The organism is uncultured Senegalimassilia sp. (assembly GCF_934636665.1).
Classification (GTDB): Bacteria; Actinomycetota; Coriobacteriia; order Coriobacteriales; family Eggerthellaceae; genus Senegalimassilia.
In genome coordinates this window covers 30919-54902 of record NZ_CAKUAT010000002.1, presented here as the reverse complement: position 1 = coordinate 54902, position 23984 = coordinate 30919, and the positions used below count along the sequence as shown (strand labels likewise).

Annotated in this window: 11 protein-coding genes; 9 read left to right on the top strand and 2 right to left on the bottom strand. The window is 63.7% G+C overall.

What is annotated here, in order from left to right; all coding sequences use genetic code 11:
- Positions 1-88 precede the first annotated feature (88 nt).
- The 5 genes from Q0G75_RS01075 to purM all read left to right on the top strand — a co-directional run bounded on the left by Q0G75_RS01075 (position 89) and on the right by purM (position 16570).
- Positions 89-10435: a leucine-rich repeat protein gene (locus Q0G75_RS01075; protein WP_294415327.1), complete on the top strand. Its 10347-nt coding sequence runs from the start codon at positions 89-91 to the stop codon at positions 10433-10435.
- Between the two features lie 156 nt (positions 10436-10591).
- A complete protein-coding gene (locus tag Q0G75_RS01070) occupies positions 10592-12331 on the top strand; it encodes a hypothetical protein (RefSeq protein ID WP_294415324.1) in 1740 nt (579 codons plus the stop codon).
- Between the two features lie 521 nt (positions 12332-12852).
- Positions 12853-13740 (top strand): class B sortase, encoded by an 888-nt coding sequence (gene srtB / locus Q0G75_RS01065; RefSeq protein ID WP_294415321.1) that lies wholly within the window; start codon positions 12853-12855, stop codon positions 13738-13740.
- Complete coding sequence (purF, locus tag Q0G75_RS01060) at positions 13737-15242, top strand: amidophosphoribosyltransferase (protein WP_294415317.1); 1506 nt, start codon at positions 13737-13739, stop codon at positions 15240-15242. The genes srtB and purF overlap by 4 nt, the downstream gene beginning before the upstream one ends.
- Before the next feature lie 245 nt (positions 15243-15487).
- Positions 15488-16570, top strand: coding sequence for a phosphoribosylformylglycinamidine cyclo-ligase (gene purM / locus Q0G75_RS01055; RefSeq protein ID WP_294415315.1), 1083 nt, complete (start codon positions 15488-15490; stop codon positions 16568-16570).
- Positions 16571-17318: 748 nt separating this feature from the next.
- On the opposite strand, the gene Q0G75_RS01050 is transcribed toward purM, so the two are convergent.
- Positions 17319-18674 carry a hypothetical protein gene (locus tag Q0G75_RS01050; RefSeq protein WP_294415313.1) on the bottom strand — a complete coding sequence of 452 codons (1356 nt, stop codon included), beginning with the start codon at positions 18672-18674 and terminating at the stop codon, positions 17319-17321.
- Between the two features lie 671 nt (positions 18675-19345).
- On the opposite strand from Q0G75_RS01050, the gene Q0G75_RS01045 reads away from it, so the two are divergent.
- A complete protein-coding gene (locus Q0G75_RS01045; protein WP_294415310.1) occupies positions 19346-20083 on the top strand; it encodes an aminotransferase class I/II-fold pyridoxal phosphate-dependent enzyme in 738 nt (245 codons plus the stop codon).
- 570 nt (positions 20084-20653) lie between these two features.
- Here Q0G75_RS01045 and Q0G75_RS01040 read toward each other — a convergent pair.
- Entirely contained in the window at positions 20654-21781 is a 1128-nt protein-coding gene (locus tag Q0G75_RS01040) for a serpin family protein (RefSeq protein WP_294415308.1), read from the bottom strand.
- A gap of 399 nt (positions 21782-22180) precedes the next feature.
- On the opposite strand from Q0G75_RS01040, the gene Q0G75_RS01035 reads away from it, so the two are divergent.
- The 3 genes from Q0G75_RS01035 (at position 22181) to Q0G75_RS01025 (ending at position 23982) form a co-directional block, all read left to right on the top strand.
- On the top strand, positions 22181-22858 hold the full coding sequence (locus Q0G75_RS01035) for a DUF3800 domain-containing protein (protein ID WP_294415306.1): 678 nt from the start codon (positions 22181-22183) through the stop codon (positions 22856-22858).
- Positions 22859-23070: 212 nt separating this feature from the next.
- Positions 23071-23484, top strand: a complete 414-nt coding sequence (locus Q0G75_RS01030; RefSeq protein ID WP_294415305.1) for a hypothetical protein — start codon at positions 23071-23073, stop codon at positions 23482-23484.
- A 288-nt stretch (positions 23485-23772) separates the two neighbouring features.
- Entirely contained in the window at positions 23773-23982 is a 210-nt protein-coding gene (locus tag Q0G75_RS01025) for a hypothetical protein (RefSeq protein ID WP_294415303.1), read from the top strand.
- The last annotated feature ends 2 nt before the right edge of the window (positions 23983-23984 follow it).

The window sequence follows — 23984 nt, the reverse complement described above, 5'->3', positions numbered from 1 at the left end:
TGTGGCGGGGCCCTGCCATCCCTTACAATATAAGGTATGCATTCCCTTGCGTTCCGCGGGTCGGAGACGCAGTTGAAAGGTGCCTTCCATGAAGAGCGTCGTTATTTGCAATGCCCTTCTCCGAGTGCTGCTTTCCGTGGCGCTCGTGGTCTCGTTCACGCCCATCCCTGCCAGTGCCACCGAGGATGCGGCGGTTGCCGGCGGGTCCCCCTCCACGTTGGCTGGCGATCTGGGTTCTGCGTTGTTGGAGGGCATGGGCGAAGCGGCGTCGAACGCCGATGGCGCCGCCGGGGCCTCGAACGGCGACGCTGCCGGCGATGCCTCGTCGCCGGCCGACAAGGGTGCTGGCGAAGGCGCCGATGCCTCTTCGCCTGCAGATGGTGAAGCGGGCTCCGAAGCCGCCGCATCGCCCGAAGGCGGCGAAACTGGCTCCAACGCCGCCGATGCGGCAGACGATCCGGCCGAGCGTGCCGCCGACGATGATCCGGCGCAGCAGGGGGTCCTGTACGCGTTCGGCAAGCTTATGGCCGGCGGGTACGTGTGCGCTTGCGACGAGCAGGGCAATCTGACGAAGCCCGTCGACGAGGACGACCCCGAGCGCAACGCCATCTCCGCGCGCGACGTCACGAACCTCATCATCGACTACCACGTTGCCGACATCCCCAAGGGCCTGTGCGAGGGCTCGACGAGCCTGACGTCGGTGCGGTTCGAGAACGACCGTCTGGATTCCATAGGCGATTTCGCCTTCGCCGCCTGCGCGAAGCTCTCCTTCATCAGCTTCTCGGATATGCATATCGGCTCGATCGGCGCGCAGGCGTTTGCCGGCTGCTCCTCGTTGACCAGCCTTTCCATTAAGAAGCCCGCTGAAATCGGCGCTTTGGGGGAAGCCTGCTTCATGAAAAGCGGCCTTGAGTCCACCGGTTTGGGGAATGTGAAGGGCTTGACGTCTATCCCCGCCGACGCGTACGAGGGGTGCCAGAACCTTTCCGACACGGGTCTGGGGCAAAACCAGCAGATCGTCTCGGTCGGCTTCGCGGCGTTCGCCAACTGCCCCAACCTGCACGTGACGGGCCTTGAGACGAACACGTCGGTAAGTCAGCTGGGCGACGCGTGCTTCTCCGGGTCGGACCTTGACGGCGGCTTGGTCTTGCCGAGCGGCTCGCAGATTGAGGAGCTGCCCAGCCGGGCGTTCGCCGACACGAACATGGACTATGTGTACTTCCGCTGCAACCATGCGGTGCTTATCGACTCCGACTCGTTCCCCAAGCGTGGGATGCAGGTGATGGTTCCGTCGAGCTTGGTCGGGCTGTACCGGTCGGGCATTCCGGAGCGGAACTGGGAAAGCTGCAACGGCCAAACCCCCGTCAGCGTTGTCGAGTGCATGAAGAGCCTTCGGATCGAGTGCGACCCCAGCGTCATGGAGTACGTCGAGGACGAAAAGGTCTCCCTTGCCGGCATGAAGGTCACGTTCGACCACGGTTACGGCAGGAGCTCGTTTGCTTATGAGGACTTGAAGAACTGCGCGTTCGCCCAGTTCATCGAGGTGTACCCCGATGACGGGTACCTGTTCCGCTCAAGCTTCCACGGCCAGCGCATCCATATGACCTATGACGATGGCGAGGTGTACCTTGACGCGTACTCTGCCGAGCCTATGCGCGAACGAGGCAACACCGACTTGGCGGTGGATATCCGCTACGACGGCGCGCTCTCTTCCGGGGACAGCGCGACCGGCGCGGGTCAGTACAAGCCCGGCGAAACCTGCGTGGTAGTGGCCAACGCCACCACGCCCGGCAGGACGTTCGCCTACTGGACCGACGAGGAAGGGAACATCCTTTCCGAGGACCAGTGGTACGAGTTCACGGTGGAACGCGACACGCTGCTGACGGCGGTGTTCGCCGACAAGGCGAAGGTGGCGCCCGAGGTCCGCCTAGGCAGCGCCGACGGGCGGCAGGTTATCGGCGCGCGGGCGAGCGTTATGGTCGACGGGCGCGACATGGGGACGAGCTTCACGACGTATGCGGGCAAGCATGTGACGCTGACCTGCGAATACAATGCGGCGAAGTACCACCTCGACCACTGGGAGAGCTTGCTTGACGGGCACTATCTGGGAAGCCGCCCCGGCGACACCATCGAATACGAAGCCGTTGTCGGCGAGACGCCCATCGCCGTGCTGGTGGAGTACGGACAGGTCAACGTGTCCGCGAAAAGCGCGTCGGGCCTGGCGCTTGGCACGGTGAGCGGCTCGGGCACGTACGAGCTGGGGCAGACCGTCAAGCTTTCGGCGATCCCGGCGAAGGGGTGCCGCTTCCTGGGCTGGATGCATCGCGGCGAACTGATGTCTACCGAGGCGTCGTACGCGTATCGGGTTCAGGATTTCGACGAGGTGACCGGCTGGTTCGCGTTCGACTTCTCGCAGACGTGGGTGGCCGTGCGCGCCGCGTCGGCGCAGCCCGATCGGGGCAGCGTTTCCGGCGCCGGTATGTATGAAGAAGGAACCCAGGTCACGCTTACCGCAACGCCGAATGCGGGCTTTGCCTTCTCCGGCTGGTTGCGCGACGGCGAGCCCATTGAAGGCGGGGCGAAGCTGGTCGTGAACGCCGAAAGCGCTGATCAGACGAATGCGTTGGTGAAACGGTCACCGCTTTACACCGCTACGTTCGAGCCGGTTCCCTGCGAGGTGAGCTACGAGCAGACGCTCGATACGGGCGGTCGGACGCTTATGGAAGGGGTGGAGGTCCCACAGGTGACGGGCAGCCTTTCCGCGGAAGGCGGCCAGACGGTCATGCTTGACGCCAAGGCTTTGGGCATGCTCGATGACGACACGGTCTTCACCGGCTGGTTCGATGCCGCCACGGGCGAGCGCGTGTGTGAATCCCCCGTGTACGAGTTCACGCCGGCGGGCGACGTTGCGCTGCAGGCGCGGTTCTCCCTCAAGGAAGTGGGGGTGCATATCAACCCTGCTCAAACAACCGATCATTCCGAAGCGTACGCCCATCTGCAGGTTGATGCGGCGAACTGCTACCGCAACGTCGGCGAGACCGTCCAGCTTTCCGCGACGCTTGACAACGCGCAGTTCGTGGGCTGGTACGCGGCGGATGGCGACGACTCCGTGGCCATCAGCGATCAGACAACCTGCGAATACGAAGTCGCGAAGCCCGCGAACGAATCCGCGCAGATGGAGCTCACGCCCTGGTACTCGGCGATTCCCGCGAGCGTGGTGCTGAGCGTCGCCGGCACCGACGAGGACGGCAACGCCCCTGGCTACTTCTTGACCTCGGGCCTATACGGCGTCGGCCAGCAGGTGACGGTGAACGCGGTGCCCGAGCCGGGCTACGTGTTCGATTACGCCACCGACGCGCTGGGCAACACAGTTCCCGCAGCGTCTGATGGCTCGTACACGTTCTTGTTGACCGGCGACACCGAGCTGGTGGCGCATTTCCGTGTGGCGGAAAACGACGACGAGGCGTTCGAAGCGCTTCAAATCGCGCTGCTCGCGGTGCTGGGCACGGTGGGGATCGTCGCCGCCGTGTACGGCTTGGGCGAGATCGTGGACCCCATCATCGCGCAGGCCATGATCGACATCGCCGGCGCCGAGACCATCGAGGAGCTGGCCCAGATCGGCAAGAACGTCCTCACCGAGATCAAGGACATCTTCGATCATCACAAGCACGACAACGACCCGAACAAGCCCCACGGCGACCATTCGGTCGAGATCGTGGCCACCGCTCATCCCACGGAGGGCGGCATCGTGCGCGGCGGCGGTATCCACTTCGAGGGCACCATCGCCGAGCTTGAAGCCGTTCCCAACCCGGGCTATCGCTTCGTGTGCTGGAAGGAGGACGGCGTCGAGCGCTCCGTGTCGCAGCGCATGCAGATCCGCATCACCGACGCAACGCCCGAGGTGGTGGCCATGACGGCCGTGTTCGAGCGCAACGTGCGCATCACCACGTCCGCCGAGGTGACGGGCGTCGATGCCGGCATCCCCACCGGATGCAACGCCACGCCCGACGTGCAGACGCCGCGGCAGGGCCAGGAGGCGAAGGTCATCGCCACGGAAGGCGAGGGCTACGCGTTCGTCGGCTGGTTCGAGGACGGCATCGAGGTCTCGAAGTCGCCCGTGTACGTGTTCCCCGCCGAGGTCGACAGACATCTGGTGGCGAAGTTCCGCAAGGCGGACCGCACCATCATGGTGGGCGCCGACCCTAGCGAGGGCGCGCAGGTGCTCTGCGACGGCGTGCCCGTGGAGGGCGGCGTGGTCAGGGCGGCCGATGGCGATATCCTCACGTTCACGGCGCTGCCCGCGGCGCGCGCCGACGACCCGGACAAGAAGTACAAGCTGGTGGAGTGGCGCAAAACCGACGATTCGGGGCGCACCGTCATCGACCGCGGCGATGTGTGCGAGTACCGTGTGGACGGCAACGGGCGCGTCACGGCCGTGATGGACGGCAAGGATGAGCATTCCGTCCGTGCAGCCGCCGATCCCGTCGAGGGCGGGACGGTTGCGCTCAAAAACGGGGAAAGCGTGGGCGAGGTGCTCGACGTGCCTGAAGGGGAAAGCGTCACCGCCACGGCGGAGGCCCGCGAGGGCTACCTGTTCGACGGCTGGTATATCAGCTACGGTGCCGCCGACGTCGCGCCCACGTTCGCCTCGCACGACCAAACCTATACGTTCGCACCGGTGGCCGACTGCACGGTGACCGCCCGCTTCCAGCGCCTATGCAAGGTGAGCGTGGTGGCCGAGCCCGTCGACCAGCTTGCCGGCAAGTACACGGTGACCGGCGACGGCTACTGCGAAAGCGGCAAGCTCGTCACGCTTTCCGTGAAGCTTGCCGACGACGTGCGCGACAAGTTCACGTTCAAGGGCTGGTACCTCGGCGATTCCGGGGTTCCCATGGGAACGGACCCCGACCACCTTGAGCTCACTCCCGAGCAGGACACGGTGGTGCGCGCGGTGTTCGTCCCCAAACGTTACCGCATAAGCGTGGAGACCGATTCCCTCCTGGTCGAACGCGGCACCGTCGAGATCGAGGGGCATCCCGGCGTCGACGCGGTCACGGTGGAGTACGGAAGCACGGTGACCATCAAGGCGAACCCGAACGAGGGCTTCCGGTTCGCCCATTGGAAGGACGGCAACCGCAAGAAGCATCCCGAGCAGCAGCTGACCGTGCGCGTGACGGGCGATCAGACGTACAAGGCGGTGTTCAAGGGCGCGGAGCCCGAGGTGGTGATCGCGGCCGACACGTGGCTTGGCGGAACGGTCACCTGCAACGGCATCGAGGTCACCCCGGCCACCGATTCCTTCTCGTTGGGCCAGACGCTGCACTTGAAGGCCGAGCCGAAGACGGGGTACTTCTTCTGGGGCTGGTACGTGAACGGCATCTTCACCAGCCTTGATATGGAATGCGAAGTGGTGGCGAAGGGCCTGACCCCCAGCTCGGAGCGGTGCACGGTCACGGCGGCGTTCAAGCCCTACGAAGTGGTCTGCCTGCCTGTGGCAAGCCCTGCCGACGGCGGGTCGGTGCGGGCCAGCCGCGTGTTCACCGAGCGCGGCGCGGAGGTCGCGCTCAAGGCGCAGGCATCGCCCGGGTACGAGTTCGCGGGCTGGTATTCCGCTACCGGCGAGCTGGAGTCCTTCGAGCCGGAGTTCACGTGCCGCCTGATGCGCAGCCACGTGCACGTGGCGCGTTTCGAGGAGCGCTCGTACGAGGTGTCGGCGGTGCCGGCGGTGGCCGATGCGGACGGGAACTTGGTCGAGAACCGGTCGGCGGGCTGGGTCGAAGGCGCCGGGACGGTGGGCGCCGGCTATTCGGCGAACCTTTCCGCCCATGCGCTTTCGGGCTATACATTCGAATACTGGGCCGATGCCAAGGGCAACGTGGTGAGCCGCGATGCGGACTACCGCTTGGTACCCTCAAGCGATACGAAGCTTTCCGCCGTGTTCGCTGCCAAGCAGTTCACCGTGAACGTTTCCGCAGGTGAAGGCTATGGCAGCGCCGCGGGCTCGGGCACTTACGCCGCGGGCGAGGTGGCGTGCGTCAGCGCCGTCCCGGCCGCAGGGGCGCATTTCGTCGGCTGGTTCAGCGGTGGCGCGTGCCTGTCCACCGATGCCACGTACCGCTTCCCGGTGAGTGCGGATATCGACTTGGAAGCCGTGTTCGGCATGGGTTCGTTCACGGTGAGCACCATCGCCTCCCCGGCGGAGGCGGGCTACGTGAGCGGCTTCGGCGGCTTCGACGAGGGGCAGCGCACCACGCTGTCGGCCACGGCCAAGCCCGGCTTCACCTTCGATTGCTGGCGCGACGCGCAGGGCGCGCAGGTCAGCGGCCTTCCCGACTGCACGGTGACCGTCACGGGCGATGCCGCGTACACCGCGTGCTTCACGCGCAACTCCTACGGCGTGTCGCTGAGCTCGAACGTCGAGGGCGTGGGCGAGCTTTCGGGCGAGGGCGTGTACGAGTTCGGCCAGGTGGTGCACATTCAGGCGCGGCAGACCGACGACCGACGTTTCGTTGGCTGGCAGCTGGTGGGGGCCGACGGCTCGAAGACGCATTTCGCCGACGACGCAGATACGTGGTTCGTGCTCGACGAGGACCTGGTCGAGGCCATAGACGACGGCGTGCTGGAGCTTGAGGCGCAGTTCGCCGACCCCTACGAGGTTGCGGTCAAGGCGACCCCGGTGGTGAAGGGTAAGTCCACGAACCGCCGTTGCCGCGTGCGGGGCACCGGCGCCTACGGGGCGGGGGAAACCGTCACGCTCAACGCCGTTGCGGGCCTGGGCTACCGGTTCGTCGGGTGGACCTCCGACCGGGAGGGGCATGTCGTGGTCAGCACGGACGAGGTGCTCAGCTTCGAGGCCAAGTCCGATGCGATGTACTATGCGCAGTTCGAGGCGGACGGGCAGGTCACCATCACCGCGTCCCAAAGCTCCATTTTGCGCGGAAAGGCATTCCTGACCAGCGGAAACGGCTTGACAAGCGCCACGAAGACCTGCGACAAGGGCGACCCGTTCGTTGCCATGGCCATCCCGTGGTCGACCTATCGCTTCTCGCATTGGATCGACGACGCGGGCGCCATCTTGAGCTACAACGCCGTGTACGTGGGTATAGCCCAGCAGGATATGCAGCTGACGGCGGTGTTCTACGACGCGGGCTTCGACCTGCAGGTGGACACGTATCCGGCCAGCGCGGGCTTCTCCACGGTGGTCCCCTTCACCGGCGACGGCTACCTGACGGCGACGTGGATGGTGACCATCCCGTTCCCCGGCTGGAGGTTCCGCTATTGGATCGATGAACGTGGCGCGCCGGTGGGCTTCAGCCCGATCATCGTGCGGCCGGCGGTGGCGAACAAGACCTACACGGCGTACTACGTAAGGGATTCGTGGAACGTTGTGGCGGTCGATCCGCGCGACGGTGGGTATGTTGATGGCTCGTCGGAAAACGATGAGTGGGGATGCGCCCTGGTCGACAAGGTGGAGAACGGCTCCTCGTGCACGTTGCGCGCCGTGCCCGATGAAGGCTACGTCTTCGATGGCTGGTATTCAATCGGGAAGGACGGCGCCGTGGGTTCCAGACCGGTGAGCACGGATGCGGCTTGGACGTTCGCGCCCGAAGACGACGTGACGGTGACGGCGCGGTTTGCGGAGGTTCCCAAGCTTGAGGTGAAGGCGTCGGCGATCAACGGCACGGTTGACCCGGTCGGCGCGGCCGTGCCCCAGGGCGGCAGCGCCTCGTTCACGGCGACGCCTTATGACGGGTGCTACCTGGAGCGCGCGACCGTGGCCGACGTGCGTGACGGCTCGATCGCGGATTCCGTCGAGCTGGACATCGCCGATTACCAGGGCGGAAGCTGCCGCGTCACCTTGAACGGCATCGAGGCGCCGCAGCGGCTGGCGTTCTCGTTTGCCCGCGCGGGTCAGCCGGTGGTGAAGGCGCAGCCGCAAGATGCTAGCGTGCACGAGGGCGGAACGGCAACGCTTTTGGTTGCGGCCGATGCCGCCGAGGAAATCCTTGCCCATGAGGAGGTTTCGTGCGGGGCCGCGGCGTCGCACGAGCTGGGCTATCAGTGGTTCCGCGTGATCGATGGCGGCGAGGACGTGGCGCTTGAGGGCGAAACGTCTGCTTCGCTGACGCTCGATCGCGCTGCGGTAGCGGATGCGGGTTCGTACTATTGCCGCGTTACGCAAACGTATCTGGGCACGGTGACGTCCGTCGAGACCGATCGGGCTGAAGTGTCCATAGCCAAGCGGGAGGACCTGGCGTTCAACGCATGCGGGTTGCCCGTTGCGACTGCTCATAGCGAATACGTCGGGGATTTCAAGCCCGCCACCGGCGGCACCGCGCCTTATACGTATGCGGTTGCGCCCGGTAGCACGCTGCCCGAGGGGTTGCACCTGGAGGTTGCCGAGGACGGCGCGGTGCGGATCGCGGGAACGCCGGAAAGCGCGGGAGTGTTCGGCTTCGATATCGTGTGCTCCGATTCCGCAGGTCAGACGCGTACCGCTCGCTTCGCGCTAACAGTGGCGCCGAAGAAGGTGGACATGTCGTTCGCCGAGGCAAACTTCATGTACAACGGCCAGCCGCAGGCCCCCGAGCTTAAGGGTGTCCCGGCTGAGTGCGCCGACTCCGTCAGGCTGTTCTTCACGGGAACGGGCGACACGCGCTATTCCGGCATCACTGCTCCCGCGGATGCGGGCACGTATCGGGTGGTGGCAAGGTTGGCCGCAAACGGGTACGTCGGGCGTGCCGTCGCCGAGTTCGCGATCGCGCAAAAGCCCGTTTCCTTCGACATCGCAGCAGCTGATTGTGTGTACGACGGGAATGCCCACGGCGTGCAGGTGGATGCGCACGGGCTGAGCGAGCAGGATTATTCCGTGACGTACGAGGGCGTCGACGGCACCGTGTATGGCCCGACCTCCGAGGCTCCGCGCGACAGCGGCAGCTACGTAGCGACCGCGCGGGTAGCGAACCCGAACCTGATCGGGGAGCAGAAGGCCGCGTTCGTCATAGCGAAGGCGCCGCAGGCCATCACGGGACCGACGTCGTATTCCGGCGTGTTCGGCGGGCCGGGCGTCGTCTTGCAGAACACGGCGAAGACTCCGGTGACGTTCGAACTTGTGCAGGACGCTGACGGCAACGCGCCCGTTTCGCTGCAGGGTTGCTATGCCACGATCAACGCTGCCGGCATCGCGCGCGTGATCGCTCGCGCGGCCGAGAGCCGCAACTATCTTGCCGCTGATGACGTGGAGCTGACCATCTCGGTTGCGCCCGCCCAGCTTCTGGTGGCGGTCGACGACGCCGAGCGCATGGAAGGGGAAGCCAACCCCGCCTTCACCAGCAGTTTGGTGAGCCGTGCGAGCACGGATGGGGCGGAGGTGCGCTATTCGTGCGATGCGGATGAGCGGTCTCCGGCTGGCGAATACGCTATTACTGCGAGCGTCGACAATCCGAACTTCGCCGCGACCATCGTGCCGGGCACGCTTACGGTGAAGGCGAAGCCGGAGCCCGATCCGGGTCCGACTCCTGACCCCGACCCTGACAACCCGGATCCTGGTCCGGGACCCGATCCCGACAACCCGGATCCCGACCCGGTTGATCCTCCGAATCCGCCTGAGCCGGGTCCCGATCCCGATCCTGACAATCCGGATCCCGGTCCGACCCCCGACCCCGACAACCCCGAGCCTGGGCCGGGCCCCGATAACCCCGATGGGCCTGACAACCCCGACAACCCCGATCCCGGACCGGGGCCCGAACCTGGGCCGGATAATCCGGATGGTCCCGACAACCCGGACGGGCCGGATAATCCGGACAACCCCGAACCGGGGCCTGGTCCCGACAACCCCGAGCCTGGTCCTGAGCCGGGTCCGGGGCCCGAGCCCGGACCGGACCCGGGGCCGTCGCCCGATCCTGGTCCGGTCAATCCGCCGTCTCCGGGTCCTGGCCCCGAGCCTGGGCCTGGGCCGGATCCGGTGGATCCCGACAAGCCCGACCCCGGACCTGGGCCTGGCCCGAATCCGGACAACCCGGATAACCCGAACGGGCCCGACAACCCCGACAACCCCGACAACCCCGACAACCCGGGCAAACCGGATAACCCGAATGGGCCCAATGATCCGGACAATCCAGACAAGCCGGACAATCCGGATAACCCCGACTCCTCCGATCCGTCGAACCCGGGTTCCGATTCCGACGATCATCCGGGCTCCGACTCCGATAAACCCGGCTCGGGCGATTCGGGCTCCGGCAACCCGGACAACCCGGACGACCCCAACGGCTCGCCGTCCGGCACCGGCTCCGCTAACGCTTCCGTGGCCGCAGCGCTCGGGCAAACGGGCGACGCGGCCGCCAAGACCGGTGCCGCGGCAACCGGGGTCGCAGCGCTTGTCGCGGCGTTGACGGCCCTTGCGGCAGCCGTCGCGATGCGCCGGCGTCGCAGCTAAAGTCAACGGTTGGTTACGATTTCCCGTCGCCGCCGTTCCCGCTTCGGCGTGTGCTAGCATGAAGGCAAGGATTCCCGCCATGCTGCACGCGCCGTCGCGCTATATGGGGCCGCTAGCCGTGCGGGATGGTATCGATTGTGAAGGGGAGGGCCGCCTATGCTGGAGACCGTCGATTTCTCTGAGGAACCGCTTCCGAAGGAAGAGTACAAGGCGCGCCGCGACGCGCTCACCGAGCGCTTGGTGGTGCTGCAGCAGGAGGCGCGCGCCGCCGGCGTGGGGCTCGTGGTGCTGTTCGAAGGTTGGAACGGCGCGGGCAAGGGCAGCCGCATCTCCGACCTTATGTACAACCTGGACGCCCGCGCCACCAGCGTGTACGTCACCGAGAACTTCAACGCCGTCGACGCGGCGTCGTTCGCGGGCGCCGAGCACGGCGTGGGCGGCTTCTATCCCATGATGCAGCAGTTCTGGAAGGCGCTCGGCGGTCGCGGCACCATCACCTTCTACGACCGCGGGTGGTACACCTCGGCCGTGCAGCGCATGCTCTACACCCAGTTCGGCGAGGTGAAGATCAAAAACGGCAAGGTGCTCCACCCCCGCGCCACCGTGGCGCGCGCCGTGCGCGAGGCCGCCGAGGAGCGCCACATCGATGCGCTGCGCGGCGCCCTTGCCAGCTCCGCCGACTTCGAGAAGCAGCTCACCGACGACGGCTACGTGGTGGTGAAGTTCTTCGTCCACGTGACCAAGGAAGCCCAGCGCAAGCGCCTGACGCGCCTGCGCCGCGACCCCGCCACCGCCTGGCGCGTGTCCGACGGCAAGATGGCCACCATCGGCGAATACGAGGAGGCGTACCGCCTGTACGACAACCTGCTCGAGGGCAGCGACTTCTCCTATGCGCCGTGGCACCTGATCAACGGCGAGGACAAACGCCGCGCCAACCTCAAGATCACCGAGACGCTGGTCGACGCGCTCGACAAGGCGCTTCATGCGAAGAAGGACCCCGCCGCCCTTGCGGCCGCTGCGAAGGCGCAGGCCAACAGCTCCGGCGCGGCCGAGGAGGTCCCGCTGGAGGGTCGTTCCCCCGAGCAGCAGCAGGCCGTCGCGCAAGCCGCCGCGGCGCAGGCGGCGGCGCAGGCCGCGCACGCCCCGCGAGCAAGCCGTTTCCGCATCGTGGATAAGGTTCCCAGCCTTGACGAGGTCGATCACAGCCTGGTCCTCGACCACGAAGAGTACAAGGACCGCCTGAAAAAGCAGCAGAAGCGCCTGAACAAGCTGGAGATGGAGATGTACCAGGCGCGCGTCCCGCTCGTGCTCATGTTCGAGGGCTGGGACGCAGCGGGCAAGGGCGGCGCCATCAAGCGCGTGGCCCAGGCCCTCGATGCGCGCGCCTACACCATCTTCCCCAGCCCGGCGCCCACCAAGCCCGAGCTTGCCCACCCTCACCTGTGGCGTTACTGGACGCGCCTTCCCAAGGCGGGGCACGTGGGTATCTACGACCGCAGCTGGTACGGCCGCGTGCTGGTCGAGCGCGTAGAGGGTTTCGCCACCGATGCCCAGTGGGCGCGCGCCTACGACGAGATCAACGAGTTCGAGCAGGAGCTTGTGCGCTGGGGCGCCGTGCTGCTGAAGTTCTGGGTGGATGTCAGCCAGGAAGAGCAGCTTGCCCGTTTCCGCGCCCGTCAGGAAGACCCTGCGAAGCAGTGGAAGATCACCGACGAGGACTGGCGCAATCGCGACAAGTATCCCCAGTACAAAAGCGCGGTTGAGGACATGTTCCGCCTGACGTCCACGCCGTTCGCGCCGTGGATCGTGCTGGAATCCGACGACAAGCGCTTCGCCCGCGTCAAGGCGCTCGAGGTCATCAACGACGCGCTCGAGGTGCGGTTGCACGGCGAGTGAAGGCGCGGTACTATTGCTCGATAACCACATTGGGTGCAGGGCGTCGGCCGGTTTAGGAGTCGGCCGACGTATATATAGATGAAAAGGGGTTGCATCATGCCAAGTTGGACTATTCCGGTTATAGTGGCGGTCATCGTCATCGTGATCATCGGCTTCATCTTGAAGGGCTTTCTCGACGAGATGAAGAAGAAGTAAGCCGAACGCGGAATGCCTAGCGGCAGTCCGAGGCGGGGGAGCGTGCCGTGCGTTGCGCATGGTGCGCTCCCTTGCGTTTTCGGCGCGGGTGCTGGGCGGTTTTTCGAACATCCTGCGTTGATTTGGGGCATTTCGCCGGCGGCGTGTCCCCCGACCTGGGGATGTTTCGTACTATGTAACAGGTAGATGAGGTTTCCGAGCTACTGCGGAGGCGTCCTTGCGTGCGTTGCGCGCTCCGACGCTTGGGAAGGCGAGAATTGTCCGAATACCAGCATAACCGCGCACGATCGCGCGGCGCGCACGCGGCCCCGCAAGGGCAAGGTCCCGTGCGGCCTGTTTCCGTCTCCCAGGGCAGGCGCAAGCCCAAGCGCTCGGGCGGCGTGTGGCACGTCGTCTTCGTCATCTCCCTTATCGTGTTCGTATGCGCCGCCGGCGCGCTGGCCTTCATCGGCTACGGCTATTGGCACGGTCAGCAGAACAACAAGCAGCTCGAGCAGATCGGCTTCAACGCCCCCGATGCCGCCGCGCTTCAGCGCATGGACCTTGCAAGCTTCACCGTCGACTGGGACGCCTTGCGAGCCATCAACCCCGACGTGGTGGGGTGGATTTACGTTCCCGGCACCACCGTCAACTTCCCCATAGTGCACGGCACCGACGACGAGCACTATCTCAAAACCGATTTCTACGGGCAGACCAGCTGGGTGTCGTTCGGCAGCATCTTCCTGTCCGCGGCCAACGCCGCCGACTTCTCCGATGCGAACAACATCGTGTACGGCCATCACATGAACGACGGCTCCATGTTCTCGCCCTTCGCCGATTTCGGCGACGCGGACACGTTCAACGGGCATCGCACCGTGTACGTGTTCACGCCTACGGTGAACTACCAGCTCACCACCTTCTCCATCGTGCATTGCGCGGCTGACGATCCCCTGGCTCAAACGGCGTTCGCCAACGAGCAGGAGCGCCAGGCCTACGTGCAGGACAAGGTCGACCGCTCCGTGGTCGCGGTGGCGGGCCTTCCCTCCGCCGCCGATATGAAGCACACGTTCGCGTTCTCCACCTGCGATAACCTGGCCAGCAACGGCCGGTGGGTGCTGTTCGCGTACGAATCCGGTTCAACAGCAGCGGCAAGCAGCGCCGTTGCCGACGATAGCAGCATCAACCCCGAGGACGTGGCCGCCGTCAGCGAAGCGGCAAAGGAGACAGCAGCATGAGCACCTCGATTCTGCCGGGAGAGCGCCCCGACCGCTTGGAGGAGGAGTGCGCCGTGTTCGGCGTGTTCGCCCCCGGCGAGGACGTTGCACGCATGACGTGCTTCGGCCTGCAGGCGTTGCAGCACCGTGGGCAGGAGTCGGCCGGCATCGCCGTGGGCGATGGCGAGACCATCATGGTGTCGAAGGACCTGGGCCTGGTCACCCAGGTGTTCGACGAGTCGCGCCTGGCCGCGCTCGAAGGCTATGTGGCCGTGGGCCACGCGCGCTATTCCACCAGCGGCGCCGCGGCGTCGTGGGAGGCCGCGCAGCCGCACATCTCGGCCATCGATGAGATCCTCATCGCGCTGGCGCACAACGGCACCCTGGTGAACACCAACAGCCTGCGCGCCCGCCTGATCGACGAGGGCATCCAGCTGCGCGCGGGCACCGACTCCGAGGTGGCCGCCAAGGCCATCGGCAGCGTCACGCAGAAGACGCATCATCTGCGCGAGGGCATTCGCTACGCCATGCAGTACATGGAGGGCGCCTACGCCATGGTGCTGGCCAGCCCCGACACGCTGTACGCGTTCCGCGACCCCAACGGCATCCGCCCGCTGTGCATCGGCAAGCTGCCCGATGATCGCGGCTGGGTGGTTTCCAGCGAAACCTGCGGCCTGGACATCGTGGGCGCAGAATACGTGCGCGACGTCGAGCCCGGCGAGATCGTGCGCTTCAACAAGGAGGGCGTCACCTCCGAGCAGGGCGTCGAGCCGCGAAAGCGCGCCAGCTGCATCTTCGAGTACGTGTACTTCGCCCGCCCCGACTCCATTATGGACGGCCAGTCGGTCTACCAGGCGCGCCGCAACATGGGCCGCATCTTGGCCCGCGAGGCGCCGGCCGATGCCGACCTGGTGCTCGGCGTGCCCGACAGCGGCATCCCGTCGGCCATGGGCTTCGCCTTCGAAAGCGGCATCCCGTATTCGGACGGCATCGTGAAGAACCGCTACGTGGGCCGCACGTTCATCCAGCCCACGCAGGCCATGCGCCAGCTGGGCATCCGCCTGAAGCTCAACCCGCTGCCTTCCGTCATCCGCGGCAAGCGCCTGGTGGTCATCGACGACTCCATCGTGCGCGGCAACACGTCGAAGAAGCTCATCGAGATGCTGCGCGACGCCGGCGCCACCGAGGTGCACATGCGCATCGTCAGCCCCGAGGTCATGTGGCCGTGCTTCTACGGCATCGACACCGACACGCGCGACCAGCTGATCGCAGCGAACATGACCAACGACGAGATGTGCGAGTGGATGGGCGCCGACTCGCTGGCGTTCATCAGCCTGCAGGGCCTGCGCGACAGCCTGCCCGACGTGCGCACGCCGGGCTACTGCGAGGCATGCTTCTCGGGCGAGTACCCCGTGGACATCCCCGCCTACACCGCGCGCAACAGCTTCATGACCAAGGCCGACTTCGCCGCCGCCTACGAAAAGGAAGCGCAAGAAGCCGAGAACACCCAGGTCAGCGTCTAGCAAGCGCAAGCACGCCGGACAGTTCGGGGACGTAGCACTAAGTGTCCGGAGTTGGGCGGACGGGAACGGGTCCCTGATCGCGAACGGGGGACGGAGGTGCGTTCGGCGCCAGTTGTCCGCGGTTCGCGCGAATCCGGGCAGATAGGGGTACGTCCCCGAAGTGTTCGGGTTTTAGCAGGTTAACGGTGCGGGAACGCTGGCCGCAGGGTCGGTCGGGTTCCCGCCTATCAGATAAGGAGCATCCAGTGACGAAGCAGGAAGTTACGTACCAGGCAGCAGGCGTGGACACCGCCGAGGGCGCTCGCGCCGTCGACGCCATCAAGGAGACGGTGCACTCCACGTATCGCCCGGAGGTCGTCGGCGACATCGGCGGCTTCGGCGGCCTGTTCAGCATCGCGGCGGCCAAGGACATGGCCGAGCCGCTGCTGGTTTCCGGCACCGACGGCGTGGGTACGAAGCTCAAGGTGGCCCAGCTGGCCGGCAAGCACGGCACGGTGGGCATCGATCTGGTGGCCATGTGCGTCAACGACATCCTGGCGTGCGGCGCCGAGCCGTTGTTCTTCCTGGACTACATCGCCATCGGCAAGCTGCGCAAGGAGCACGTGGCCGAGGTCGTCGCCGGCATCGGCGAGGGCTGCCGTCAGGCGGGCTGCGCGCTCATCGGCGGCGAGATGGCCGAGCACCCGGGCGTCATGGATCCCGACGACTACGACCTGTCCGGCTTCACCGTGGGCGTGGTCGACAAGCCGAAGATGCTCGACCCCGAAAGCGTGTCCGAGGGCGACGTGCTCATCGGCCTGGCATCCTCGGGCCTGCATTCCAACGGCTACTCGCTGGCCCGCAAGGTGTGCGTGGAGGGCAAAAGCCGCGAAGAGCTGCTGGCGCCGGTGGAGGCGCTGGACGGCCAATCCGTGGCCGACGCGCTGCTCGCGCCTACGCGCATCTACGTGAAGCAGGTGCTCGGCACGCTGAAGGCGTGCCCGGGCGCTGTGCGTGCGCTGGCCCACATCACGGGCGGCGGCATCTCCGAGAACCTCAACCGTGCGTTGAACGAGCGCGTTGACGCGCAGGTTGACCTGGGCACCTGGCCCGTGCCGGCCGTGGCGAAGTACGTGTGCGACGCCGCCGAGCTGTCCGAGCCGCAGGCGCTCAAGACGTTCAACATGGGCGTGGGCATGATCTTGATCGTGGACCCCGCGCGCGCCGAGGAAGTCGAGGCCGCTCTGGTCGAAGCCGGCGAGAAGACCTATCGCGTCGGCCGCATCGTCTCCGGCAACGGCGACGTGCAGTACACGGGCGAAGGCAACCTGTACGGGTACCAGGGCTAGGCCCCGCTTCGGCGTTACAGCTTGCATAACCGAAAGGACCGCTTCCGCGGTCCTTTTTTGATGCGCGGAAAACCTTGCGCCTGCGCGCATTGCGGGGTGAAGCCCTTTCGGGCGGCGAGGGGTGAACAGGGGACGGAGGTGTGTTCACGCGATGGTTCCTTGTGTTCCTGGGTATCTCCCGTGAACACACCTCCGTCCCCTGTTCACCTGTCTTGGACCGCCAGGGCTGAGCGCGTCAGAGGAGCGTTTCGTTGCATTTGAATGACGCTCACAGGTATCGAATAGATAGAACACATGTACTATATTTGCTATACTAGCGAAGCCAGCGAAGTCCAACGCGGGCGGAGCTTCGACCTATGTAGGAAGAGGCGATGCCTTATGCTGAAAGAAATTCTGAGTTTCATCTTGTCGGTGTTACCGAATTGGTTGGCAGTGCTTCTTATGGCTGTCGACCTTTGTGGGCGGAAGAAAAATAAGCGAGTGGACGAAGTCCAGGAGAAATAGAAAGGGCCGGCGGCAACCGACCCTAACTCGTTAATACTGGCTCCGCCCGTGACCCTTAATCCCACCGGGCTTCGCTGGTACGTTCTCATCTTATCATGCTCGGTATATTCACGCGAGGGCGATTTTGCGGCAATCCCTATAGCCAGCCCTGCGCTAGCGCATAAGCGGTGCGGCGCCGTTTGCTCTCGTGCCCGAGAAGCGGCAGGAAGCCCAAAAGGCCGTATATGCAGCCTTTTTGCGATGCTCAGAGGCTCGTACGAGTCTCGGCTTTCGAAAAACACAGATGGCGCTCTGCCTGCTTCGCTGCTGCGTCCGACGCGGCGGCGCCCATGTCGGGCACGATGAAATCGCGTCTGTGACGGACCTCGTGGGCATGTCTGGTCAGCGCCTTGATGCGCAGGTCGATGGCGGCCCTGATCTTGTCGATTCTGCCGGGTTCGTTGGCGACGAAGGGATTGCCGAGCAGGATGTCGCAGGCCTGCTCGGAGAAATCCTTGAACCCGGATGGGTCGAGCCAGGAGAGGTCGCGGCAATTCCGTTCGACCTGGTCATCGATTCTGCGGGCGAAGGGCCGCATCATGCCGGCGCGCGGGGTCGTGTAGCCGTTGAAGGGCTGGGCAAGCTCGCGGTCGCACCAGAGGGCGGCGCCGGTATCGAATATCGGTGCCGCGCGGAGCCACTCCCTGCTCTCGCTGTCGATGAGCACGCCGAAGTTGTTCCAATGCCTATCGAAGTTCGCCATGAGGTAATCGATTACGAGCATCTTCTCCACGTCTTTGCGTACGTCGAGCCCGTGGGCGGCGCAGGTGGACACGTAGAAATCGTACAGCCCCAGGTCCGAGGGGCGTTTCGACGCGCAAAGCAGCGCATAGGCCGGGACGAACTCGGTTGCCTGGTCGGTCATGGGCTTGCAGCGGGAGGCCCACTTCATGAAGCCGCCGTCCTCGAGTTCGTAGGCGACGTAGCCGCCCTCGTCGAGCAGCTGCGAGCACAGCACACTGGCGATCTTCTCGTTGAACGGTTCTTGGAACCTTCCGGAGGCGCGCCCCGACTTGACCAGTACCCGTTGTCCGCCTTCGATCGTCCAGCGCTTCGGCAGATTGCCGTTCAGCGCCGCATCGGGCGAGGAGGCGAGGATGTCCGCATCGCCCCTGATCTTCTCGATGAGAGAGGGGACAGATGAAGCGTCGTGCGGAAGCAGCAGCTCGCCGAGCTCTTCGCTGAAATCGTTTTCGAAGCAGTTGACGTCGCGCCATGTGGAAACCGAGCCGGCCGGGCGGATCCAGTATTGGTCGGACAGCGATGCTCCGAAGCCGGACGCCATGAGGGAGGCGGCCGACGGGAAGCCGACGGCGCGCAGCCGCTCGACGGCATCGGGGCGGAAGTCGGGGATGCTCCTGTTCTTGAACCAGGTCGAGAGCCGGTCCCGTGTGATGCTGCCGTGCGGGTCGACTGACATGAGCGGCGCATGGCTTGCATCGAAGATATGGGTTTTGCCGGTGACGGCCTGGCGGTCGTGGTTCCAGGTGAGTTCGGCGATCTCATGGTCGCGGCACATGAGGGTGAGCCGCGAGAATTCAGGCGGCTTGCCGTCCATCATCTGGCTCCGATCCTTTCATCTGCGGCAACGACGTGCTGCGATTCTACCGCATGGCCTTTACCCGCACGCAAACCTGCTCAAAGGCTGCATCTACTCTCAGTGTCAAACTGCATTGACGGCCCAGTGTTGGTGAACAGGGGACGGAGGTGTGTTCACGTTGGGTCTTCGCGTTCTCGAAAGGTTTCCGTGAACACACCTCCGTCCCCTGTTCACCCGGTAACCGTTCGCGTGAACTCGCCATCGTCCCCTGTTCGTTCTCTTGTCCGAGAGGCGGCAGGCAGCTCAAAAGGCCGCTTATGCACCCTTTTTTTGCGATGCCGAAACGCTAGTGCGAATCGGGGTATCTTTCCAAAAACCTATCCCTATTTTCGGGTTATAGGGGTGTTTGACCTGCGGAAACGGTGTGTTACCCCGACTTTTCCGCTTGCGAGGAAATCGGCGCTCAGGGGTGTTTTCTGCTTGCGGTGTGCGCTACAATCCCCATCGTTGCGAAAGCATCCTGCTCGGCTTGAGCATTTCTGATTTCTCCCATCGGGCATGCGTTATGACTCGATGCTCGATATGTTTCCCCATTGTTGTGGTTATCGTCGCGAAGGCGCGGCGTTGTCCCTTGCGCCGTATGCGCCGGGGTTGTCTCATAGTGCGCGGATTGCGCTTAGGAGGGAAGGGAAATGCTCGTTTCACAGTTCACGCAAGGACGTCTGGGCGCGTCGTCGGCTGTTGCTGCTTTGCTGGAGTGTCGTTTCGGCACCTCCTATGCCGCTTCCGACATCGTCATGACCGGCGGCGCCGACAGCGCTATCAATGCGTTCGTGGATGCGGTGCTCGAGCCCGAGGATGAGGTGCTCGCGTTTGCGCCTTGCGGCCAGATGTGTCGTGCGCTCGTCGAGGATCGGGGCGCTCGCCTGGTCGAGGTCCCGCTGGATGAGGAAACGATGCTGCCCGACCTTGGCGCCCTGGAGCGTGCGCTCACCCCGCGCACGAAGCTGGCCATCGTGAGCACGCCGAACGACCCGAGCGCCATGGCGTACCCGGAAGCTATCGCCGACGGGATCGCCGGCGCGCTGTTCCGCGCTCAGCGCGCGTTCGGCCGCTCGATTCTGCTGCTTGCCGACGAGGCGCAACGCGATATGGCGCACGATGGCGCGCAAACCCCTTGGTGGCCCGCCGTCTATCACAACACCGCGGTGGTGCGTCTGTCCGGCATGTCGGCTTCCGCCGCCGGGGAGCCTGCCGGCTATGTCGCGCTGACGCCGGAGATGGCCCAACGAGGTGCCGTTATCGCCGGCATCCGCCGCGCGCTTCGCGAATCCGGCGCCGCGAACGAGCCCGTCATGACGCCGCACGTGACGGTTTTGCCCTCGGCCGCCGCATCTCCCATCCCGTTCGCCGCCCGCTTCGCCTCGTAGCGCACGGGTTTTGTGCCGCGGGTGGGAAGCGCGTGAGGGTGCTAACCGCGGGCTTCAGGAGCATCGGGCTTGATGCGAATCTGTTGCTATAGTCGGCTTCTTCGGTGTTTCGTTTACTACCGGATTGCATCCTTCATTTAAGTTTGCACGTGTTAGCTTTTACAGGTTCCGTTAGCATAGTTAGCAATCGTCAGTTCCAGTGCGTTAGCAAAAGGGCTGCCAAGAGTGCTTGGCAGCCCTTCCTGTATCGGGCGTTGCTCGCTGGCGGTTCGTAACAAGTGGAAAGCGAGACAAGGACGGCTTTTTCCGGTTGTGACGTGGTGTCCTCGCGGGTTGAACAGGGGACGGAGGTGTGTTCTCATATCGGGTGAACACACCTCCGTCCCCTGTTCACTCGCGCGTATTCGGTGAAAAAACTAGGGCGCATCCGATTTCGCGGACACGCCCTTACAAAACCAATTGGTTTTTCCAGCAGAGAGCATCATGACCGCTTAGGCGGTCATGTGTCAATAAGCTGCAGCAGAAATTCCTGGCGTACGAAACCCGACTGCGGTCTTCTCGATTGCGGGCTTAGGGACCCATATATGCTCCAGTAAACAAAGGCGCGCCGGAACGCGAGAAGACGGCGAATGCGAACGGCTGATCGAAGACGACTCTCACGGAATCCGGCATGGGTTCCGGGATGCAGCCTATATCTGCAGCAATGACGGTATACGCTGCGCCCTCGGCTCCATTTTGATCAAGAGCCAGCTTGGCGCTTTGGATAACCTCGCTGATCATGGCGCCTGCCTTCGTTATGCCACCCAATTCGGCTTCTATCGTGAAAGCCCTTGCTATTCCCATGGCGCGAAGCGTTTCTTTGAGGTTTTGGTCGTCGGATTCGATCTCGAGTTCCGGTACTAGGAGCTCTATTCCACCGGCTGGTTGGGTGGTGCCTATGCGTTTGCGGCAACGCATGATGGCGTCCCAGGCTTCGCCGCTCCCGATGAAGTCGCCGATTGCAGCGGCGTCGGTGGGTTTGGCGAACACTACAGCGGCGCCAGACTCCATGGGCCACGAAACCGCAGTTGCCCTGTTGTCGCTAAGCAGGTGCCCGTTGAGGCCGAAGCCGCCCATCATCGTGACAGTCGGACCAGAAGCTATGTTGAAGGTCATCTCGACCTCCTCGTCTTCCAGGCGGTCGACCCAGTTGTCCTTGAAGTACAGCGCGCTGATGATGGCGAACAAGGTGTCGGTATCGAATTCTGGCGCCGAGTTGAACTTGCTCCCGGTGTTCCTGTCTAGCCATGCTGACATTTGGGTGTTGTCCCCGGGTGATGCGAAGTCCACTTCAGCAACCTGACCGTTAATGTCTGCTGTGGCCCGGGAAAAGCTAGAGCGCAGCGGGGCGCTGTGCTTGTTTGCCCACAACGAGGTGGCGATGCTGAGACGATAGTTGCTCGGGGTTTGATGCTTCGGGGTAGCTGCGAACAATAGGGAACATGCTTCTTGGCGTGTTTCCGCGTTGCCGAGGACCGATTCGAGCTCTTCGAGCGTTTTGCCCTCGGCTCCCCTGGCTAGCATCTCGAGCGCAGCGTAGAGGCACGCTGGCGACATGACAAAGCTGTCAGCGCCCGTGAAGCCGTCCTTGAGCAAGCGAGCGGCGATCGACATCAGCCTGGGTTCGCTCCATCTGTTCAGTGCGGAATCGGAATGCATCTTGGTGCTGCTCCTTTTGCTTGTGCTGACTTTTGCGTCGCTCGAGGCATGGGGGATTATAAGTTGTTTCTAGCGAAACAGGTGTCGTAATCATAGCCCAGGCCGTTTGCGCTCATGTGGCCTTCTTGTTGTTCTAGTTGGACAAGGGGGCCTGAAAACGAGACCTCAGACTGCACGCAGCTTCAACCGGCGTATGCTGGCCCACATACGCATCGAGCTGATTAGCGAGAAGGGCATCCCCGGGTCTTTCAGGGTATCCGACACTAGTTTCGCGAAGCGCCTATGCGCGACCTTGCGTGAATTTTTGGAGCATGGTATAAAGGCTTTGGTGGCTTGTTAGCTACCTCCAAGTGCCGGGGGAGTCCCCCGGCTTTTTTTATCAGAACCGTAGGAGGCTCAGTGGCCAAGGAGCTCAGCATCTTCGTGGACGAGAGCGGCGATCGTGGCGGGAAGGCGCGCTATTATTTGCTTACGCTCGTCTTCCACGATCAAGCGGAGAGCATTACCGAGGCGGTCACGGGCTACGAAACAAGGCTCGCAAGGGCTGATCTTCCCAATATTCCGTTCCATTCTGAGCCTCTTATAAACGGCCACAAGGATTACGCCAACCTTGGCATATCTCAGCGCAAGGCTATGCTTGCCTACTTTTCGTCGTTTGTTCGCAAGCTGCCTATTTCCTATACGACGTTTGCCTACCGTCGAAGCGAGTTTGCTGACTTGGATAAGCTCACGGAACGCATGAGGCGCGATATTTCGGAAGTCTTGCTCAACCACTTGGGCTTTTTCCAATCCTTCGACGACGTGAAGGTCTACTACGACAACGGCCAGGATATCGTGAAGCGGGCGCTTGACCGCTCGATAAGCAAGGTCCTTTCCAAGGGCGTGGTGCAGCGCCGCAAGACATCGATGACCGACTATCGCCTCGAACAGGTTGCCGACTACCTTTGCACGATAGAGTTGGCGTTGGTCAAGTACGAGGCCAAGGAGGATGGCGAGACATACAACAAGTTTTTTGGTGGGATAGGCCGTTTCAAAAAGAACTGGCTCAAGCAGGCGCGCGGTAAGCGAATGCGGTAGAGCGGGCAATCACCGCGTTGGCTAACTGGCAGCAAGCCTCTTTCGCTGAACTCGTTGGCGTTCGTGAATGATTGGAGGCCTCCCTCCTTAACTTTCCGGAAGCGAATGTGCAGGGGCGGTGCTTCTTGATGTGGCATGCCATCGGGCGGGTTGGTCGCGCACTGGACAAGCGGGCATTTATAATCGGGTGTAAGGAAGAAAGAGGTGCGCCGATGTCGCTTGGTTATGCGGGACACGCCCGGCTTGAGGTGGAGGACGATGAAATCGCTATCTACTCTTACACTGGCGAAAACTGGAACGTCCGAGATAAGGACGCGCGCAATGCGCTCGTAAGCGAGGAAGGGCAGTTCACCATCAGCAAGTCCTGTCTCATCGAGCTGGCGATGCACGGAAGGGTCAAAAGACTGCCTAACGGCGGGAAGGGGCGCGTCGAGAAAGCAATCGTTAGACACCCTGATTTTGCGGGGATGATGGACCGTGGCGACATCGTGGTCGACAAGCTGTGCGGCGTCGATGCCAAGACGTCTGGGTATCACCCGTGTATTTATCTATGCCTGCTCCGTCATATCTTTGAGAGCTACCAGCTGAACGGCCGGCTCCCTGAGGAAGAAGGGTTCGTTGTGTAGGCGTTCCTCCGCCCCCGTTCGGTTGATTGTCGTTCACTTAAACGGGTCAATGGCTTAACATGGTTCAAGTGAAATAGTCCTTGTGGACTCTACGTGAGGCGGGGACAAAGGAGGGTCGCTGGAACAACCAGCGGCCCTTTGATTTACGTGTCAGAAATGACGAATCGAAGTCCCTTGGGGTTCGGTTTGCCCAGGCTGCGACGTTGCGCTATGAGAGCCGATTGCAGCAGGTCGTAGCATATAATGCTTTAAAGTAATGCTATACACTTCATATGCAAGGAGCGTGCGATGAGGAGCTGCACGGAGTTGGTTGCATCCAAAGCCAGCAAGACCGATATAAGGCGCTACTCGGCAGGCGGCGACCAGGTCTCCGTGATTCCGCGCATCCCCGACATCTTCTGCGATGCGGCGAAAGAAGGGGCCTCTCTTTGCGGCATGAACTTCTCCACCTTCGTGCGCATCTGCATGATTGAAGAGTTCGCGAAGAAGGGGGCATAGAG

Coding starts and splice junctions, on each gene's coding strand:
- Q0G75_RS01075 (WP_294415327.1), top strand. CDS start 89: ATGAAGAGCGTCGTTATTTGCAATGCCCTTCTCCGAGTGCTGCTTTCC.
- Q0G75_RS01070 (WP_294415324.1), top strand. CDS start 10,592: ATGCTGGAGACCGTCGATTTCTCTGAGGAACCGCTTCCGAAGGAAGAG.
- purF (WP_294415317.1), top strand. CDS start 13,737: ATGAGCACCTCGATTCTGCCGGGAGAGCGCCCCGACCGCTTGGAGGAG.
- Q0G75_RS01050 (WP_294415313.1), bottom strand. CDS start 18,674: ATGATGGACGGCAAGCCGCCTGAATTCTCGCGGCTCACCCTCATGTGC.
- Q0G75_RS01045 (WP_294415310.1), top strand. CDS start 19,346: ATGCTCGTTTCACAGTTCACGCAAGGACGTCTGGGCGCGTCGTCGGCT.
- Q0G75_RS01040 (WP_294415308.1), bottom strand. CDS start 21,781: ATGCATTCCGATTCCGCACTGAACAGATGGAGCGAACCCAGGCTGATG.
- Q0G75_RS01030 (WP_294415305.1), top strand. CDS start 23,071: ATGTCGCTTGGTTATGCGGGACACGCCCGGCTTGAGGTGGAGGACGAT.
- Q0G75_RS01025 (WP_294415303.1), top strand. CDS start 23,773: ATGAGGAGCTGCACGGAGTTGGTTGCATCCAAAGCCAGCAAGACCGAT.